Below are 16595 nucleotides of genomic sequence, written 5' to 3'. Positions count from 1 at the left end.
TGGACAATGAATTTAGACTGTCGTGAATATTTAGCTGATTGTTGCAATCAGGTTTTCCCTAGCGCGCAATTCAAATCGATCTCGCATGCTGGCAGTGCCGTAAAGCGCGGGGCGCGACAGGAATTGCTTCAGAATTGCCTGCCGCTTACGCCGGAATAGAAAGCCCGGCACATGACCATATTCCGCACGCACTTGCCGCTCATATTCGGCAAATCGCTCGGGTGCGGCGCCCAGAATGGCCAGATCAATATCGACCACTAGCTGTGCATCGAGCCCCTCAGGCTCAGCTGTATGCCGGGTCGCCATAATCAATGCATGTACACGATCTGCAATGGGGTGCGCTGCTCCAGCAGTGAGTAATACATCGTGCGCCCAATCAGCACTGCGCTGCTCATTATCGTGCCGGAGCGGTTCGTAAATCGCATCGTGAAACCAAAGGGCTATTTCCACCTCTGAGGGGTGTTCCGCCGATGCAGCAAACGCCCGGAATAATTGCAGGCATTCAGCGAGATGCTGCAGTCCATGGTAATGGCGATGCGGCGCTGAATAACGGGCGATCAGTTCGTCGAAACAGTCGGGATTTGGAATCAAGCCGAGGCTGGACCAAGTTGCTTGCCATGCGGTGCAGAAGTTGAACATCGCTATGATCCTTAATTTGGTTGAATAACCAATATAAGTGCACTTTATCGCCACGCAACGCGCAAATGCAAGTATTATTTGGTTGATCAACCAATATATGGTGACCAACTTGTCCAGAAAGTCCAACACAGAAGCCCGGCGAGCTGAAATTGTTCGCGCTCTGCAAACCGTGATGGCAACACAGGGATACGAAAAGGCCACGATCCAGGCCATTGCCAAGGAGGCGGGGCTTGCCCCCGGCCTCCTGCATTACCATTTCAAGAGCAAGCGGGAGATGCTGGTTTGTCTGGTCAGCACGCTTGCCGATTACGGACAGCAACGTTTTGTGCAGATCGCGGGCGCGGCCGTGTCACCTATGGATAAGCTGGCTGCCTATCTGGAAGCGCGGTTGGGGCTGGGTGATGGCGCTGCACCAGATGTTGTGGCTGCATGGGTGATGATCGGCGCGGAAGCCGTGCGGCAGGCTGAGGTCAGAGAGGTCTATCAGCGCGCAATATCACAAGAGCTGGATTTGCTGACGATGCTGCTTGAAAACTGCCTGCATGAACAGCAGCGCGTCACAACGGGGGCTCGCACTCTGGCGGCGGCGCTGATGGCCATGATGGAGGGGGCCTACCAGCTGGCAAGTGCTACCTGTGATGTGATGCCTGCTGGATATGCTGCCGAGGAAGCGCTTAAGTGGGTGAGGTTGAGTGTTGCGGGGGCTGATGGGGTGGGACGGTAGATCAGAGGCTGGTCAATTGCAGCCCTTGGCGCAAAGCAAAATAGGGCGTATTGCTAAACAGATGCATTCGTAGTTGGATGTTGCTGTGGTGGTATAGTCTGGTGCATTAATAATTGATTTTATATACACCGATGGTTCAAGGTATCCTGGCAGGTATTGCAGTAGTTGCCTTTATCGTATGGTTGGCGAGGCGCGAGTCTCGCGCGAAGGCGTTGAAAGTCCAGGAGGCATTCGCCGGTCGCGAGTCGCTTACTCCGGAGGCATTCTTTGATCGTTACTTTCTCGGCTTGGGGGTCGCGCCGGAGATTGTCTCTGGTATACGAAAAATCTTAGAGGAACAGCTTGCTGCTGATATGTCGCGCCTTCAAGCGGAAGATGACTTTTCAAAGAATCTGAGTTTCTTCTGGCACTTTGACTCATTGGCCAATGTCGAAATCGTACTCGCCATCGAGGATCACTTTCAAATCAAAATTGAAGATGCCGAGGCAGAACGAACGCACACTGTGTCCGAGTTGGTCCAATTAGTCTCCAGAAAGGTTGGCAGGCCAATTGCGTTCAGGCCAAACATTTGAGGCACCCATGCGAAACCCTAGGTTGACTGTCTGATTCCTTGTCCCCTCTATAGCTACTCATGGTTGTGAATTACGGATGAAAGACGGAATGATGAAGCGGACGTCCAGTGGAGTCGACGTCCCCCCGGATTTGAGTAGCACGCCGATTTAGAGTCCAATCATACCCAGAGAAGGAGATTGGACATGAAGAAGCGTTTCAGTGAAGAACAGATCATCGGTTTTTTGCGCGAAGCAGAAGCAGGCTTGCCAATCAAGGAGCTGTGCCGGATGCACGGCTTTTCCGAGGCAAGCTTTTATCTGAGGCGAAGCAAGTTCGGCGGCATGAACGTATCAGATGCGAAACGCCTCAAAGAACTTGAAGCGGAGAACGCTCGGCTCAAACGAATGCTGGCCAATGCGTTGCTTGAAAACGAAGTCACCAAGGAAGCCTTGCAAAAAAAGTGGTGACCGCACCGGCGAGACGTGAGCTGGTGCGGCATCTGATTGCAGGTGGCATGAGTGAGCGCCAGTCGCTCCGCGTGGTCAATATGAGTGCCAGTCCACTTCGTTACCGGCCGCGTGCAGATCGCAATGTCGAATTGCGCGAGCACATTGTTCGATTGGCGCAGCAGCGCGCCACAACGGGGGCTCGGAATTTGGCCGCGGCGCTGACGGCCATGATGGAGGGCGCTTACCAGCTGGCAAGTGCTACCTGTGATGTGATGCCGGCTGGATATGCCGCAGAGGAAGCATTGAGGTGGGTGAGGTTGAGTATTCTGGCGACTGATGGGGCGAGTAGGGGCTGACATGCTCGGCTGTGGCTCCATGCGGGTTGTGGTGGTACATTTTTACTTTTGAATAGCATCTTTATCCTGACAGATAGGTCAAGCTGGTCAGGATAAGTCATTAAAATCACTAAATAGATATGCAAATGAAATTCACCTGTATGGTGTTATCAGTCATGATTTCGGTCATTCATGTCCAAGCTGCGGATGCTGTTCAAGCCTGCTATGACAGCGCTAAAACACAAAGCGAGTTGAATCGTTGCGGGGGTATGGACCAGAAGCGGGCTGATGATGAGATCAATGCTGTGTACCAAGCCGTCATTAAAAAGCATCATGCTGATGCAGCATTTATAAAGAAACTTCAAATTGCGCAAAGGGCATGGTTAAAGTGGCGCGATGCTGAAATGGAAGCGATCTATCCCGATAAAGACGACCCCAATGCATATGGCAGTGTCTTTCCAATGTGCTGGAGCAGCCAGTTGGCAGTTATTACAGAAGAGCGAATTAAGCAGCTTCGCAAGTGGATAGATGGCACGCCGGAGGGTGATGTTTGTTCGGGGTCAATTCCGGTCAAGTGATTGGAATTTGATTTTCGGTAGGGAGCTAACTTCGATTTGGGGTGTGAAGGCAGAAATCGGCCAGTAGCGGACGATAGATGGATGCGCTGCATAGTAGTCATTCAGGGCCAACATGCCTGCAGAATATCAGCCCAATTGTGCAGTCATTTATTATTCACCTGCGTCTATTGTTATACTGACGAAACTTTGGAATTATAAAAGCGTGGCGCGGGCTTTAAGGGCATAATCCTATGCCATTATAATAATTTTATGACTGACTAATGGGTCAGGGTATTCAAAGTTAGGTGCTAAAGGTGAATCCGAGCCAACTTGTATCGCAGCTTACAAGACCATTGTCAGAGCTGAACACCACCGAGTTCTCGGCCAAGCAAGTTGTTATTGCTGCTCTTACTTGGCCAACTGATGGTTGGGCGAAAATGGCTTTAAATTGGCTTGAAGAAGGTATTGAATTAGATAATGAAATTGCCGATGCGCTTGAAGCTTTTGCGTCAACAAAGCGCAATTCACAAGCAATTAGACACAAGGCATTTTCGTTGGCTAAGCAGTGGAGAAACAATCTTGAAGCGCGTACCTAACAAGTTGCTCAAGTTTACTACGCCAGCAAATGCTGGCTCCGCGGGGCTGGCACTTCGTGCCTGCCCATTAGTAAATAGTTAGGCACCACCATGAAACGAGCCTATCTACTCCAACATCTGCACGTATTGCCACATTGTGATGACGTGAAGGTCATTGGAATTTATTCGTCAAAAGAGGCTGCGCGAGTTGCAGTTGAGCGCCTGAGAAATCAGTCTGGCTTTCGCGACTTCCCGCGCATCGTCAACGCAGACACAGATGAACAGCCCGATGGCTTCTATATTGACGAGTACGTCGTCGATCAAGATCACTGGCAGGAAGGGTACGAAACACTGTGAACCCGCACCTTGAAACGTCGCTTCGCCTAACTAGGCGGTCAACGTGACTACCCAAAGCTGCGCTTTAGGTTTCCTTGATGCTTGGGGTATTCCGGCCGCCCCTCACGTTAAACGTTAAACTTCTGCTTTTTCCAAGCTCGAACTTCTGCAACAGGTCATTTCCAGCCAATTCCCCACCAATCCCAACGTCTCCTACAAACAAAAAAAGGCCCCCGTTAAAAACGGAGGCCTGTTTCATATTCACGCTAGACGGTGATTCAAGCAAACCTATCTGTCCGTCACCGGCGGGGAGTGATTACTCCCAGCTCAACGCCCCACCCGATTGATATTCAATCACGCGGGTTTCGAAGAAGTTCTTTTCCTTCTTCAGGTCGATCATTTCACTCATCCACGGGAAGGGATTGGTGGCTCCCGGGAACAGGGCTTCCAGGCCAATCTGCTGCATGCGGCGATTGCAGATGAAGCGCAGGTAGTCCTTGAACATGTTGGCGTTCAGGCCCAGAACGCCGCGCGGCATAGTGTCTTCGGCGTAGGCATATTCCAGCTCGACAGCCTTCTTGAACAGCTCGGTGAGCTCGGCCTTGAATGATTCTGTCCACAGGTGCGGGTTTTCCATTTTGATCGAGTTGATCAAATCGATGCCGAAATTACAGTGCATCGATTCATCGCGCAGAATGTACTGATACTGCTCGGCGGCGCCGGTCATCTTGTTCTGACGGCCCAGCGACAGGATCTGCACAAAGCCCACGTAGAAGAAGATACCTTCCATCATGCAGGCAAACACAATCAGCGACTTCAGCAGTTGCTGGTCAGCTTCCGGCGTGCCGGTCTTGAAGTTCGGATCGGTCAGCGTGTCGATGAACGGGATCAGGAAATCGTCCTTGTCGCGGATCGACTTCACTTCATGGTAGGCATTGAAAATTTCGCCTTCGTCCAGACCCAGGCTTTCCACGATGTACTGGTAAGCATGGGTGTGGATGGCTTCTTCAAACGCCTGACGCAGCAGGAACTGACGGCATTCCGGCGCGGTGATGTGGCGGTAGGTGCCCAGCACGATATTGTTGGCGGCCAGCGAATCGGCGGTCACGAAGAAGCCCAGATTGCGCTTGACGATACGACGCTCGTCATCGGTCAGACCGTTCGGGCTCTTCCACAGCTCGATATCGCGCTGCATATTGATTTCTTGCGGCATCCAGTGGTTTGCGCAAGTGGCGAGGTACTTTTCCCACGCCCACTTGTACTTGAACGGCACCAGCTGGTTAACGTCGGTCGCGCCATTGATAATGCGCTTGTCCACGGCGGAAATGCGGCCGGTATTCAGCGAAGACATCGAACCGCTGTGGGCGTGTTCGGCGGCAACCTGTGCGCTGACAGGGGTAGCGGCAGCAGCAGGCTGAGGTGCAGCTTGCGGTGCGCGGGGTGCAACGGGTGTTTCATCCCAGGACAACATGGTGTTTCTCCTGAACAGTTTGATTCGACTGGATACATGCGGTGTTCAGGGGCATGTATCTGTGTGTGTGGTGGCGTGCGGCGAGATCAGCGGGAAGGTATCTCGCCAAATTCGGGTCGGTGAGTGCGGAGGGGGGCCCCCCCCCGCTCACCCATGCTGATTACTGACAAGCCTCGCACTCAGCAAAGCCATCATCACCCGGACGCAGCATGCACACGGCACCTTCAGCTGCCGGCATTTCCGGCGCAGCGGCCACCGGGGCGGCTGCCATGGCGCTCATGCCGCCGCTGACGGGCACGGCGTTCAGTTCGCCGCCACGGCCTGTGGACTTCTCGGCGCTGGTGGCTGCCAGCGTGCGGAGGTAGTAGGTGGTCTTCAGGCCACGCAACCAGGCATGCTTGTACAGCTCGTCCAGACGCTTGCCGCTTGCGCCAGCCATGTAGATGTTCAGACTTTGTGCCTGATCGATCCACTTCTGACGGCGGGCTGCTGCTTCCACCAGCCAGATCGGGTCGATCTCGAAGGCGGTGGCGTAGGCTTCCTTGATGTCTTGCGGGATGCGGTCGATGCGGGCCAGCGAACCATCAAAGTACTTGATGTCGCCGATCATCACGTCGTCCCACAGGCCGCGAGCCTTCAGGTCGTGCACCAGATGTTCGTTGATCACCGTGAATTCGCCCGAGAGGTTCGATTTCACGAAGATGTTCTGGTAGTTCGGCTCGATCGAGGCCGATACGCCAACGATATTGGAGATCGTTGCGGTCGGTGCAATGGCCAGACAGTTGGAGTTACGCATACCGTAGCGGGCGATCCGTTCGCGCAGCGGGGTCCAGTCCAGCTTGCTGCTGCGGTCCACCTCCAGATACCCACCGCGCTCGGCGGCCAGCATGTCGATACTGTCTTGCGGCAGAATGCCCTTGCTCCACAGGCTGCCGGCGTAGCTCGGGTACTTGCCGCGCTCTTCGGCCAGCTCGGTCGATGCCCAGTAAGCGTGGTAAGCCACGGCTTCCATCGATTCGTCGGCGAACTGCACAGCGCCTTCGCTGGCGTACGGTACGCGCATCAGGTGCAGGCAATCCTGGAAGCCCATGATGCCCAGACCAACTGGACGGTGGCGCAGATTGGCGTTGCGTGCCTTCTTCACCGGGTAGAAGTTGATATCCACCACGTTGTCCAGCATACGCATCGCGGTCTTGGCGGTGCGCTTCAGCTTCTCGCTGTCCAGACGGAAGACACCGTCTTCGCCTTCAACCATGTGGTTCACCAGATTGATGGAACCCAGGTTACACACGGCGATTTCGCTGGCGTTGGTGTTCAGCGTGATTTCGGTACACAGGTTGGACGAGTGCACCACGCCTACGTGCTGCTGCGGGCTGCGGATATTGCACGGGTCCTTGAAGGTGAACCATGGATGGCCGGTTTCGAACAGCATGGTCAGCATCTTGCGCCACAGTTGCAGGGCAGGGATGCGCTTCCACACACGCATTTCGCCACGGTCAGCCTTGGCTTCGTACTTCACATAGGCTTCTTCGAAGGCCTTGCCGTACAGATCGTGCAGATCCGGTGCTTCGGACGGAGTAAACAGGGTCCAGTCAGCGCCTTCCATCACGCGCTTCATGAACAAGTCCGGAATCCAGTTGGCGGTGTTCATGTCGTGGGTACGACGGCGATCATCACCGGTGTTTTTGCGCAGTTCGAGGAATTCCTCGATATCGGCGTGCCAGGTTTCCAGGTAGGCACAGACAGCGCCCTTGCGCTTGCCACCCTGATTCACGGCCACGGCGGTGTCGTTCACCACCTTCAGGAACGGCACCACGCCTTGCGACTTGCCATTGGTACCCTTGATATGCGAACCCAGTGCACGGACAGGTGTCCAGTCGTTACCCAGACCGCCAGCAAACTTGGACAGCAGGGCATTTTCCTTCAGACCTTCGTAGATGCCATCCAGGTCATCGGCGATGGTGGTCAGGTAGCAGCTGGACAGCTGGCTGTGATGCGTACCGGAGTTGAACAGGGTCGGGGTCGACGACATGAAGTCGAAGGTCGACAGCAGATTGTAGAACTCGATGGCGCGTGCTTCGCGGTCGATTTCGCGCAGGGCCAGGCCCATGGCCACGCGCATGTAGAATGCCTGTGGCAGTTCGATGCGCTCGCCGTGCACGTGCAGGAAATAGCGGTCGTACAGGGTTTGCAGGCCGAGGTAATCGAACTGGTTATCGCGTTCGAACTTCAGTGCCTTGGACATGCGCTCGAGGTCGAACTGAGCCAGTTCGTCGTTGAGCAGTCCGGCTTCAATGCCGCGCTTGATAAAGGTCGGGAAGTACTCGGCGTAGCGTGTCTCCATCTCCTCATGGGTCACTTCTTCACCGAGCACTTCGCGACGGAGGCTATGCATCAGCAAGCGAGCAGTTACGCGCGAATAAGCGGGTTCCTTCTCAATCAGCTGACGGGCAGACAGGATGGCGGACTTGCGTACTTCTTCAGCCGGTACACCATCGTACAGATTCTTGAGGGTTTCGCCGAGGATCTGGTCAGCGCTGGTCACGCTTTCCAGACCCTTGCAGGCAGACTGGATCAAAGCCTTCAGCTTGCCGGTTTCTAATGGCTTTTTGATGCCATTGTCGTCAATGCTGATGCCGGTGGTGGCCGGAGTGGCTTCCTCTCCCTTAGCAAGCCGCTCCTGGGTACGACGCTCGCGATACAGCACGTAGGAACGTGCCACATCGTGCTCGCCGGAACGCATCAAGGCCAGTTCCACCTGATCCTGAATGTCTTCAATGTGGATGGCACCACCTTCGGGTTTGCGACGCATGAGTGCGTTCACAACCTGATCAGTGATGCGCTGCACGGTTTCACGTACCGACGCGGATTGCGCGGCAGAGGCACCGTGCACTGCGAGGAAAGCCTTGGTCACGGCGACCGAAATCTTCATGGGCTCGAACGGCACAACTGCACCGTTACGGCGAATGGTTTTGTATTCGGCGCCTGCCGGGGCTTCAACAGCCACGTCCACCTTGGGGGTGTACTGAGCCGGGCTCGCGGTGTCCATCATTGTTTGCATCGACAAAATCCCCTGTATGTCTGTTTGTTTGCCGCCGCATTGCTGCGGCCTTGCGCTGCATTCACTTCTTTGAGCATCTGGTTCAGATGCCGTGCTGCTGTGGATTTCAGGTGCTGTTTCAACAGGGTTTTCACGCCCCATCAATCGCTGAAATCCGTCCTGGCACACGGAAAAAAGGAACGCCCGCATATTGCGGAGCGGTGTGTGCATAAGTCTGTGTATTAAATGTGCAAAAACACAATATCTAGTGTTTTGGTTAACTTCTGGCACTAATTCTAGTGATCACTGGCGCGTCACGCAATACTCTTTCGTCCATGCGCGTGTCATTTTCCGGGGGGCATGACCGGTAAAATCCTGTGCCTACAAGGCTTTGCCGCAAGTTGTACGACTGTCGCAAACTGGCACATACGAAAAGTCTGATAGACGTTTTTAGTGATCAGGAAAATCCCTGTTAAAAGTAGGGTCTGCAGAAGCGTAGGCGTGGACTAAAAATAAAAAACGGCGACGGGGTCAGCGTCGCCGTTTTCATGAACTTCAGACTGCTTAGTGGTGATGGCCGTCGTGCGGGTGATGCGCATGACCGTGAGCAATTTCTTCCTTGCTGGCGGCGCGTACTTCAGTGACGGTTGCCTGGAAGCGGATGGTGCGACCTGCGAAGGGGTGGTTGCCATCCACCACAACCTTGCCGTCGGCGATGTCGGTGACGGTGAACAGCATGATTTCGCCGGTTTCAGGATCGTCAGCTTCAAACATCATGCCGACTTCCACTTCCGGCGGGAACACATCCTGAGCTTCGATGCGGACCAGTTCGGAATCGTATTCGCCGAATGCATCGTCCGGTTCCATGGTGACGTCGATCTTGTCGCCGAGCTTCTTGCCGTGCAGGGCTTCTTCCACCAGCGGGAAAATGCCGTCGTAACCGCCGTGCAGGTACACCATCGGTGCATCATCCGGGGTCTTGTCCAGCTGTTCGCCTTGTGCATCGAACATTTCGTATTGCAGGGAGACGACCGAGTCTTTAGTGATTTCCATGAGAGGGTCCTGTTCAGGCGCTTTGGGCGAGGGAATTCGCCTCCGCGTTGAGTTGCAAGATGAGTTTCAACACTTCGGCAGCATGACCGCGTGGTGTGACATTGTAAAGGGCGTGCCTGACAATGCCGTTACGATCAATGACAAAGGTGGAACGGATAAAGGTCGATTTTACCATGCCATCGCGTTCCAGTATGCGTACTGCATCATAAAGATTTGCGGCTACGCAATCCGGATCGGATAGCAGCCTCACCAGCAGCCCGTGCTGGTCACGGAAATCTTCGTGGCAGAGCGGATCGTCGAGACTCACGCCGACAACGGTCGACCCGGCCTTTTCAAACTGATCGGCCAGATCCGAGAATTCAATGGCTTCCCGCGTACAGCCGGGCGCATTGTCGTGATGGTAAAAATACAGCACGACGATTTTCTGTCCGCGATAATCCGAGAGACGCACCATATCCATGGAGGCGTCGGGCAGCTCGAAATCGGGCGCGGGTGTACCGGGTTCTATCATGTGGGTCTCCTTGCTGACCGGGTGCAACGTTATCCCTGCGCGCAAGCATCGGGCATGAGATAATCGGGCAGCTTCCTTTCGGCACTATAGAAAACATGTCGCACACAATGCTTGGCAACATTACTCCGGAAACCTTTCTTTCCGACTACTGGCAGAAGAAACCATTGCTGATTCGCAACGCAGTGTCTCATTTTGACTGGCTGCCGCAGCTGCAAGACTTGCTGGCACTGGCTCAGGACGAAGATGTCGAATCGCGTCTGGTTGAATTCAAAAAAGAACAATGGCACTGCGAGACCGGTCCGTTCAAACCGTCCCGCTTTAAAAAGCTGGGCGAGACCGACTGGACCGTGCTGGTGCAGAATGTGAATCACCATATTCCATTTGCAGATGAACTGCTGCACCGGATCAACTTTATCCCCAAGGTGCGGCTGGATGATCTGATGATCAGCTGGGCACCGCCCGGTGGCGGCGTGGGTCCGCACTTTGATAGCTACGATGTATTCCTGCTGCAGGTGGGGGGCAAAAAGCGCTGGCAGATTTCCCACAGCTCCGATCTGGAGCTGGTGGAAGGCGCACCGCTGAAGATTCTCAAGCATTTCGAGCCGGACGAAGAGTGGGTGCTGGAACATGGTGACATGCTCTACCTGCCGCCGCGCTTTCCGCACAATGGTGTGTCCATCGAAGCGGGCATGACCTGGAGTATCGGTTTCCGCGCACCCAAGACGCAGGAAGTGGCTACGCAGTTCATGGATTATCTGCGGGACAAGATCACTGATCTGCCGGGTATGTATGCCGATCCCGATCTCAAAGCGACGAGCGAGCCCGCGCGCATGCCGGCCGACTTCGTGGCGCAGATCAAAACCATGCTGGAACAGGTGAAGTGGGACGACGCCATGATCGCCGAGTTTGCCGGACGCTATTTCAGCGAGCCGAAACAGCATGTGTTCTACGACATGCCGGAAGAAGAGCACGATCATGCTTCGTTCGCCAAACGTGTCGAACAGGTCGGGGCACGCCTCGATCTGAAAACGGTACTGCTCTACGACGATGTGAAGTTCTATATCAATGGCGACGATTTTACGCCAGAGCCAGAATCGTTCGAGGTGCTGCGTACGCTTGCCAATGCGCGCCATCTACCGCCGGCACGCTATAGCCAGCCGGTGATCGACGCACTCTTTACCTGTTATGACTTTGGCTATGTACAGATCGGCGAGTTTGCCGACGAGGAATCCGCACGATGAGTAAACATGCTTTCCCGGTCGATTGCCCCTGCGGCTCCGGCAAGCTGTATAAGGAATGCTGCTTCATGTATCACATGGAGAAGGAGTTTCCGCCCACTGCCGAAGCACTGATGCGTTCGCGTTACAGCGCCTATGTGATGCGCAAATCCGATTACCTGCGTTTCAGCTGGTATCCCGATACCTGCCCGAAGGATCTTGATCTCTCAGATGAGAAGATCAAGTGGGTGGGATTGCAGATTATCGGTACTCAGGGTGGTCAGCCGGGTGATGGCGAAGGCGTCGTAGAATTTATCGCCAAGTATAAAATAGGCGGGCGTGCTGCCAAAATTCACGAGAAAAGCACCTTTACTCGCCTCAAGGGCCGCTGGGTGTATCTCGACGGCGTAGTGGATGGCGAGGACGAGGCGGATGCCTGACATCGTCATCGAGCGCGCCCGAGCTGATGATGCTGCGGCGATTGAAGCCCTGTACCGCGTGCTTGGACCGTCGTCGCCGCCGCAAGTGAGTCCGGAACGGATCGCACGCCTGCACGATCATCCAGAGCAATCGGTGCTGGTGATGCGTGTGGATGGCGTTGTACGGGCCACGGCTTTGTTGATGTTCGGCCTCGATGTCATGTTCGGTGAACAGGATATTGCCTTGGTCGAGAACGTCGTGGTCGATCCGGCTTGCCAGAATCAAGGTCTGGGCACCATGCTGATGAAAGAAATCGACCGTCTGGCGCTGGCGCGTGGTGTATCGAAGCTGATGCTGCTCTCGGGCAATCAGCGCGAACAGGCGCATAGTTTTTATGTTGAACGCTGCGGCTATCAGGCCAGCAAGCAAGGTTTTGTAAAATACAGGCGAATGCTGCTCGAAACAGCTGCCGAACCCCACCCATAAGGAACCCTCATGCCCAAGTTGCATATCTCTACCGCGTTTGATGCGGGTGCGATTGAAGTTGTGAAACTGGATGATCCGAAGGACATTCAACTGAAGATTCGTGCAGACAACGCCTCCGAATTTGCGCAGTGGTTCCATTTTCGTCTGGATGGTGCATCCGGCTTCCCGGTGAACCTGCGCTTTATGAATGCCGGACAGTCTGCCTATCCGGGTGGCTGGGAAAACTACCGTGTGGTGGCGAGCTATGATCGTCAGCACTGGTTCCGCATTCCGACTACTTACGATGGTCAGGTGATGACTGCGACGACCACGGTCGCCGCGCAAAGCATCTACTTCGCCTACTTCGAGCCCTACAGCTACGAACGTCATCTGGACCTGATCGGTTCGGTGATCCAGAGCGATCTGGTGGAAGTCGAGCATCTGGGCAAGACACTGGATGGTCTCGATATGACGCTCCTGCGCATCAATGATGAAGACAGCCCGGTGCCCTTCGAGCAGAAGCGCAAGGTATGGCTGATTGCCCGCCAGCATCCGGGTGAAACCATGGCCGAGTGGTTTGTCGAAGGCTTCCTTGAGCGTCTGCTGGATGGCGATGACGGCGTGGCGCGCAAGCTGCTGGAAAGCTGCGTGTTCTACGTAGTGCCGAACATGAATCCGGATGGTTCGGTGCGCGGCAATCTGCGCACCAATGCAGCAGGTGCCAATCTGAACCGCGAATGGCAGACGCCGGCGATGGATCGCAGCCCGGAAGTGTTCCTGGTGCGTGAAAAGATGATGGAAATCGGCGTGGATCTGTTCCTCGATGCGCACGGCGACGAAAATCTGCCGTACAACTTCGTGGCGGGCTGCGAAGGCAATGCCAGCTACACCCCGCGTCAGGAAGCGCTGGAAAATGCCTTTACTGCTGCCTGGCTAGCCACCACGCCGGAATTCCAGAAAGAATACGGCTACGAGCGCGATCATTTCGGTACAGCCAACATGACCGTGGGCACCAACTGGGTAGGCGATCACTTCGATTGTCTGGCCTATACCATCGAAATGCCGTTCAAGGACAACGCCAATCTGCCAGACGAAGAATACGGCTGGAGCGGCGAGCGTTCGCGCAAGCTGGGTGCGAGCGTGTTGCAGCCAGTGCTGGCGGTGCTCGATACACTTCGTAGCTAATCACATCTGCTATCGGGCGGGGGGAACTTCCCCCGCCTTTCATCACTCCGCCTTGAAGTTGTTGCAAAACAACATGTTGTGGTTTTGCATGCCTACCTGCACCGCCTGTGCACCTGCAATCTTGATTGAAACACCTGTTTGATCTGATAACGACAATATCAGCCGTGTGCGGAGGGTTCTGCCATGTCAAAAGTCGTAACCGGATTATTACTGTGGGTACTGGGGACCGCTGCATATGCGGCAGGCCATGGCACGCTGGCGCCTGCTCAGCGTTTTGCTGACTGGCTGGGTGCGGGCGAGCTGGAAAGTCAGCTGTCCGGCTACGATGGCTCACAAGCGATGGGTGTCGGATTTAATTGGAGTGGTTTGCCTGTTCAATTGGACTACCCTGTGGCGGGTGGCACACTACTGCGCTTTCAGATTGCCGATCTGGGCGTGAATCTCAGTTTTCAAGGCAAGAGCCGCGAGGACAGCCGCGAGCAGTTGCGTGCTTACTTGCTCACCCATGATGAATTGCTGGGGCGCATTCAGCGTGTGGCGGAAGGCCGTGCCGCTTGGGTGGGGGTGAGCGATGTGACGACCAGTTTGCCGCGCTATGATTTTGACACCCAGTTAGCCTACCGTCCGCCCAAGATGGACGGGCTGGAGGTGGCGGCGGATTTCGGGGCCAGCAATACGGATGCTGGCAATGGCATTTCGGTGCAGCAGATTCGCGCCCAATTGGCAGCAGGCTTCAAAGCACGTACGCACAATTGGGAATTGGGTGCGCAAGTGGCGGCTGTCGAGCAGCAATTCAGTCTGGCGCGCTCCCCTTGGACTGTTCGTGATGCCTCCTCCCTCAATCTTTCCGGCTTGCAGACCAGTCTGACCTTGCGCTCGACGGATGCCTGGAATCTGGCCGGAAGAAACTGGAATATTGCCTGTTATGTGCTGGATAGCCGGATGAATAGCAGCGATCTCAATTCACCCATTGTACGTGACGAACTGGGCATGTATTTTGTGAGTCCCGCCTCGCTATCAAAACCGGGAAATTTCACGCTACGAGGTGGCGTGGCCTATATCTGGTCCAACCAGAATCACATGGTGCATTTCAATGTCGGGTACAATTTCTGATTGATTCAGGAGTACCCGATATGTCCCGCTTTTTCCGCCACATCGATGGTGGCTACTATCGTTACGTCAGCCTTGCCCGACATGCAGATGATCAGTCTGATGTCGTCGTCTACGAGCACCTCTGGCCCTTCAATCCGGGTGTGTGGGTTCGGGCTGCGGCCGAGTTTCATTCGCGGTTTACCGAAATTTCTGCTGAGCAGGTAGATCAGGCGCTCAAAGGCAATCGCGAGGCAGCGCAAGAGGCTGTCAACCAGGCCAAGCGCGAGCGCCGTATCCGCGAAGGCAAGGCATGACCCTGCTGGTGCGTGCTGCTGCGGCACTGGCGCTAAGTGACCCCGATGCAAAAGTCGATGCTGTCCACGCCTGCTACGCGGACTGGCAGGCAGGAATGCTGCCAGTTGGGGCATCCGTGATGCATGGGGGAGCGGGTTTTCCGGCTCGCCCCGAGCTGGTGGAGCCCGACCAGTTGCGCGCCCGCAAACTGGGATCGCTGGAAGGCCGTGCGGCGATGATTCATGCGGTGTGTCACATCGAGTTCAATGCCATTAATCTGGCGCTCGATGCGCTGTGCCGTTTTCCCTTCATGCCTGTGGCCTATCTGGATGACTGGCTGCGCGTGGCGGATGAAGAAGCCTCGCATTTTGCGATGATGCGGAACCATCTGCGCTCGCTGGGTTTTGAATATGGTGATTTCCCGGCTCATCGCGGGCTGTGGGATATGGCCGAGAAAACACAGGGTGATGTGCTGGATCGCATGGCCATGGTGCCACGCCTGATGGAGGCACGCGGGCTGGATGTGACCCCCGGCATGCAGGCACGTTTGCTGGCCAATGGCGATGCGCAGGCAGCAGCCTTGCTCGACATTATTTTCCGCGATGAGGTCGGCCATGTCACGGTAGGCAATCGCTGGTTCCGTTACTTGTGTGCCGAGCGCGGACTCGATCCGATCGTTGCATTTCGCGAGCGGCTGCGGGATTTTGATGCGCCCCGCCATCCGGGCGTCATGAATGTGGAAGCCCGTCTGAAAGCGGGCTTCGAGCAGGCCGAGCTGGATATTCTGGTCAGCTGGCAGCAAGAGGATGTGCGTGTGTTGCGTGCCGAGCGCGAGCGTAAAGCTGCCTTGCGTGAGGCAATCCCGTCGGCTGAATAACTCAATCTGTCGAGTCAGTCTCAGTTGGAAGACTGCACCACGCGCTCGCGCAGTGGCTGCACCGGGCGGGCGTTCATCGGATAGGCTTTGCGGAACATGGCCAGCTGCTTTTTGGATATCGTAACCTGCCGCTTGAGGATGATCCAGCGCACGCCTTCTGTACACGGTGGCGTGGTGAGTGAGCCGGGCAGGGTGTAATAGGCGTAATTGGATGGCAGCACATCGTTTAGATCCAGTGTACCGCCCACCTCAAAGCGTGCCCCCATGCCGGGCAGATGCTCGAAGAGTTCCGCAAGCGGCTCGTTTTCTTCGCCGACCTTGAAGAGCAGAGCGACTACGGCAAGCTGGCCTGCATCGTTCTTGTGCACCAGATGCGCAACCATATCAGCAGGCTTGCCATCAATCTGCTCTTCGCTGGGGGTGTGAAAATGAAATTGCAGTAGCCAGTAGACATCATCGCCAATCTTCAGGCGGCTTCCGGCTTCCCAGGGGAACTGAATGGTATGGCCATTATTCCACACCGAAAACGCACTGGGTTTGTAATCGAACTCAAGCGCTTGCAGGCCGCCTTTGACCACTTTGCTGGTGTCGATATTCACCGGTGATTGTTCGTGCCCGGTCTGGCAACTGCCTGCCCATTCCTCGGGGCCATGATGACCCTTCTTGTAGCTCCAGCCGCTCGCTTGAGTCACACTGGCCGATATGCAAAACGCGATGGAAAACAGCAGGGGCAAACGCATGGGACACTCCGCAAACAGACATTGCTCTTTGCGGTATAGCTGGGCGGCTACGGCCTCACAATC

18 protein-coding genes and 1 pseudogene are annotated in these 16595 nt (G+C 55.3%); 13 read left to right on the top strand and 6 right to left on the bottom strand.

Going from position 1 to position 16595, the window contains the following annotated elements:
* Positions 1 to 30: 30 nt before the first annotated feature.
* Positions 31 to 639, bottom strand: coding sequence for an N-methyl-D-aspartate receptor NMDAR2C subunit (locus KSF73_12390; GenBank protein MBV1776507.1), 609 nt, complete (start codon positions 637 to 639; stop codon positions 31 to 33).
* 97 nt (positions 640 to 736) lie between these two features.
* Between KSF73_12390 and KSF73_12385 the strand changes: the two genes are divergently transcribed.
* From KSF73_12385 to KSF73_12360, 6 genes and pseudogenes are all read left to right on the top strand, one after another.
* Positions 737 to 1363, top strand: coding sequence for a TetR family transcriptional regulator (locus tag KSF73_12385; protein MBV1776506.1), 627 nt, complete (start codon positions 737 to 739; stop codon positions 1361 to 1363).
* Between the two features lie 131 nt (positions 1364 to 1494).
* A complete protein-coding gene (locus KSF73_12380; GenBank protein ID MBV1776505.1) occupies positions 1495 to 1935 on the top strand; it encodes a hypothetical protein in 441 nt (146 codons plus the stop codon).
* A gap of 183 nt (positions 1936 to 2118) precedes the next feature.
* A pseudogene (locus KSF73_12375) lies at positions 2119 to 2546 on the top strand (transposase).
* Between the two features lie 293 nt (positions 2547 to 2839).
* Positions 2840 to 3277: a DUF1311 domain-containing protein gene (locus tag KSF73_12370; protein MBV1776504.1), complete on the top strand. Its 438-nt coding sequence runs from the start codon at positions 2840 to 2842 to the stop codon at positions 3275 to 3277.
* 293 nt (positions 3278 to 3570) lie between these two features.
* Positions 3571 to 3852, top strand: a complete 282-nt coding sequence (locus KSF73_12365; protein MBV1776503.1) for a hypothetical protein — start codon at positions 3571 to 3573, stop codon at positions 3850 to 3852.
* 90 nt (positions 3853 to 3942) lie between these two features.
* Positions 3943 to 4188 (top strand): hypothetical protein, encoded by a 246-nt coding sequence (locus tag KSF73_12360; GenBank protein ID MBV1776502.1) that lies wholly within the window; start codon positions 3943 to 3945, stop codon positions 4186 to 4188.
* 295 nt (positions 4189 to 4483) lie between these two features.
* Here the strand turns inward: KSF73_12360 and KSF73_12355 are convergent, their stop codons facing one another.
* From KSF73_12355 to KSF73_12340, 4 genes are all read right to left on the bottom strand, one after another.
* The gene (locus KSF73_12355; GenBank protein MBV1776501.1) at positions 4484 to 5638 is read right to left on the bottom strand and encodes a ribonucleotide-diphosphate reductase subunit beta; all 1155 of its coding nucleotides are present in this window, start codon (positions 5636 to 5638) and stop codon (positions 4484 to 4486) included.
* 160 nt (positions 5639 to 5798) lie between these two features.
* The gene (locus KSF73_12350; protein ID MBV1776500.1) at positions 5799 to 8699 is read right to left on the bottom strand and encodes a ribonucleoside-diphosphate reductase subunit alpha; all 2901 of its coding nucleotides are present in this window, start codon (positions 8697 to 8699) and stop codon (positions 5799 to 5801) included.
* A gap of 543 nt (positions 8700 to 9242) precedes the next feature.
* Complete coding sequence (locus tag KSF73_12345; GenBank protein ID MBV1776499.1) at positions 9243 to 9731, bottom strand: peptidylprolyl isomerase; 489 nt, start codon at positions 9729 to 9731, stop codon at positions 9243 to 9245.
* Positions 9732 to 9744: 13 nt separating this feature from the next.
* Positions 9745 to 10242: a peroxiredoxin gene (locus KSF73_12340; GenBank protein MBV1776498.1), complete on the bottom strand. Its 498-nt coding sequence runs from the start codon at positions 10240 to 10242 to the stop codon at positions 9745 to 9747.
* A 95-nt stretch (positions 10243 to 10337) separates the two neighbouring features.
* Here KSF73_12340 and KSF73_12335 point away from each other — a divergent pair, with 95 nt between their 5' ends.
* The 7 genes from KSF73_12335 (at position 10338) to KSF73_12305 (ending at position 15792) form a co-directional block, all read left to right on the top strand.
* Entirely contained in the window at positions 10338 to 11483 is a 1146-nt protein-coding gene (locus KSF73_12335) for a cupin domain-containing protein (GenBank protein MBV1776497.1), read from the top strand.
* Positions 11480 to 11899, top strand: a complete 420-nt coding sequence (locus tag KSF73_12330; protein MBV1776496.1) for an SEC-C domain-containing protein — start codon at positions 11480 to 11482, stop codon at positions 11897 to 11899. Before KSF73_12335 ends, KSF73_12330 begins: the two co-directional genes overlap by 4 nt.
* A complete protein-coding gene (locus KSF73_12325) occupies positions 11892 to 12365 on the top strand; it encodes a GNAT family N-acetyltransferase (protein MBV1776495.1) in 474 nt (157 codons plus the stop codon). Before KSF73_12330 ends, KSF73_12325 begins: the two co-directional genes overlap by 8 nt.
* Positions 12366 to 12374: 9 nt before the next feature.
* Positions 12375 to 13529 (top strand): hypothetical protein, encoded by a 1155-nt coding sequence (locus KSF73_12320; GenBank protein ID MBV1776494.1) that lies wholly within the window; start codon positions 12375 to 12377, stop codon positions 13527 to 13529.
* A gap of 183 nt (positions 13530 to 13712) precedes the next feature.
* Positions 13713 to 14642, top strand: coding sequence for a hypothetical protein (locus tag KSF73_12315; GenBank protein MBV1776493.1), 930 nt, complete (start codon positions 13713 to 13715; stop codon positions 14640 to 14642).
* A 20-nt stretch (positions 14643 to 14662) separates the two neighbouring features.
* Positions 14663 to 14935, top strand: a complete 273-nt coding sequence (locus KSF73_12310; GenBank protein ID MBV1776492.1) for a DUF1653 domain-containing protein — start codon at positions 14663 to 14665, stop codon at positions 14933 to 14935.
* Positions 14932 to 15792, top strand: a complete 861-nt coding sequence (locus KSF73_12305; GenBank protein MBV1776491.1) for a ferritin-like domain-containing protein — start codon at positions 14932 to 14934, stop codon at positions 15790 to 15792. The genes KSF73_12310 and KSF73_12305 overlap by 4 nt, the downstream gene beginning before the upstream one ends.
* 20 nt (positions 15793 to 15812) lie before the next feature.
* Here the strand turns inward: KSF73_12305 and KSF73_12300 are convergent, their stop codons facing one another.
* The gene (locus KSF73_12300; protein ID MBV1776490.1) at positions 15813 to 16532 is read right to left on the bottom strand and encodes a carbonic anhydrase family protein; all 720 of its coding nucleotides are present in this window, start codon (positions 16530 to 16532) and stop codon (positions 15813 to 15815) included.
* Positions 16533 to 16595: the final 63 nt, after the last annotated feature.

Source organism: Burkholderiaceae bacterium DAT-1 (assembly GCA_019084025.1).
GTDB lineage: Bacteria > Pseudomonadota > Gammaproteobacteria > Burkholderiales > Chitinimonadaceae > DAT-1.
Note: the sequence above shows the minus strand (reverse complement) of the source record. Positions and strands in the feature narration are given on the sequence as shown.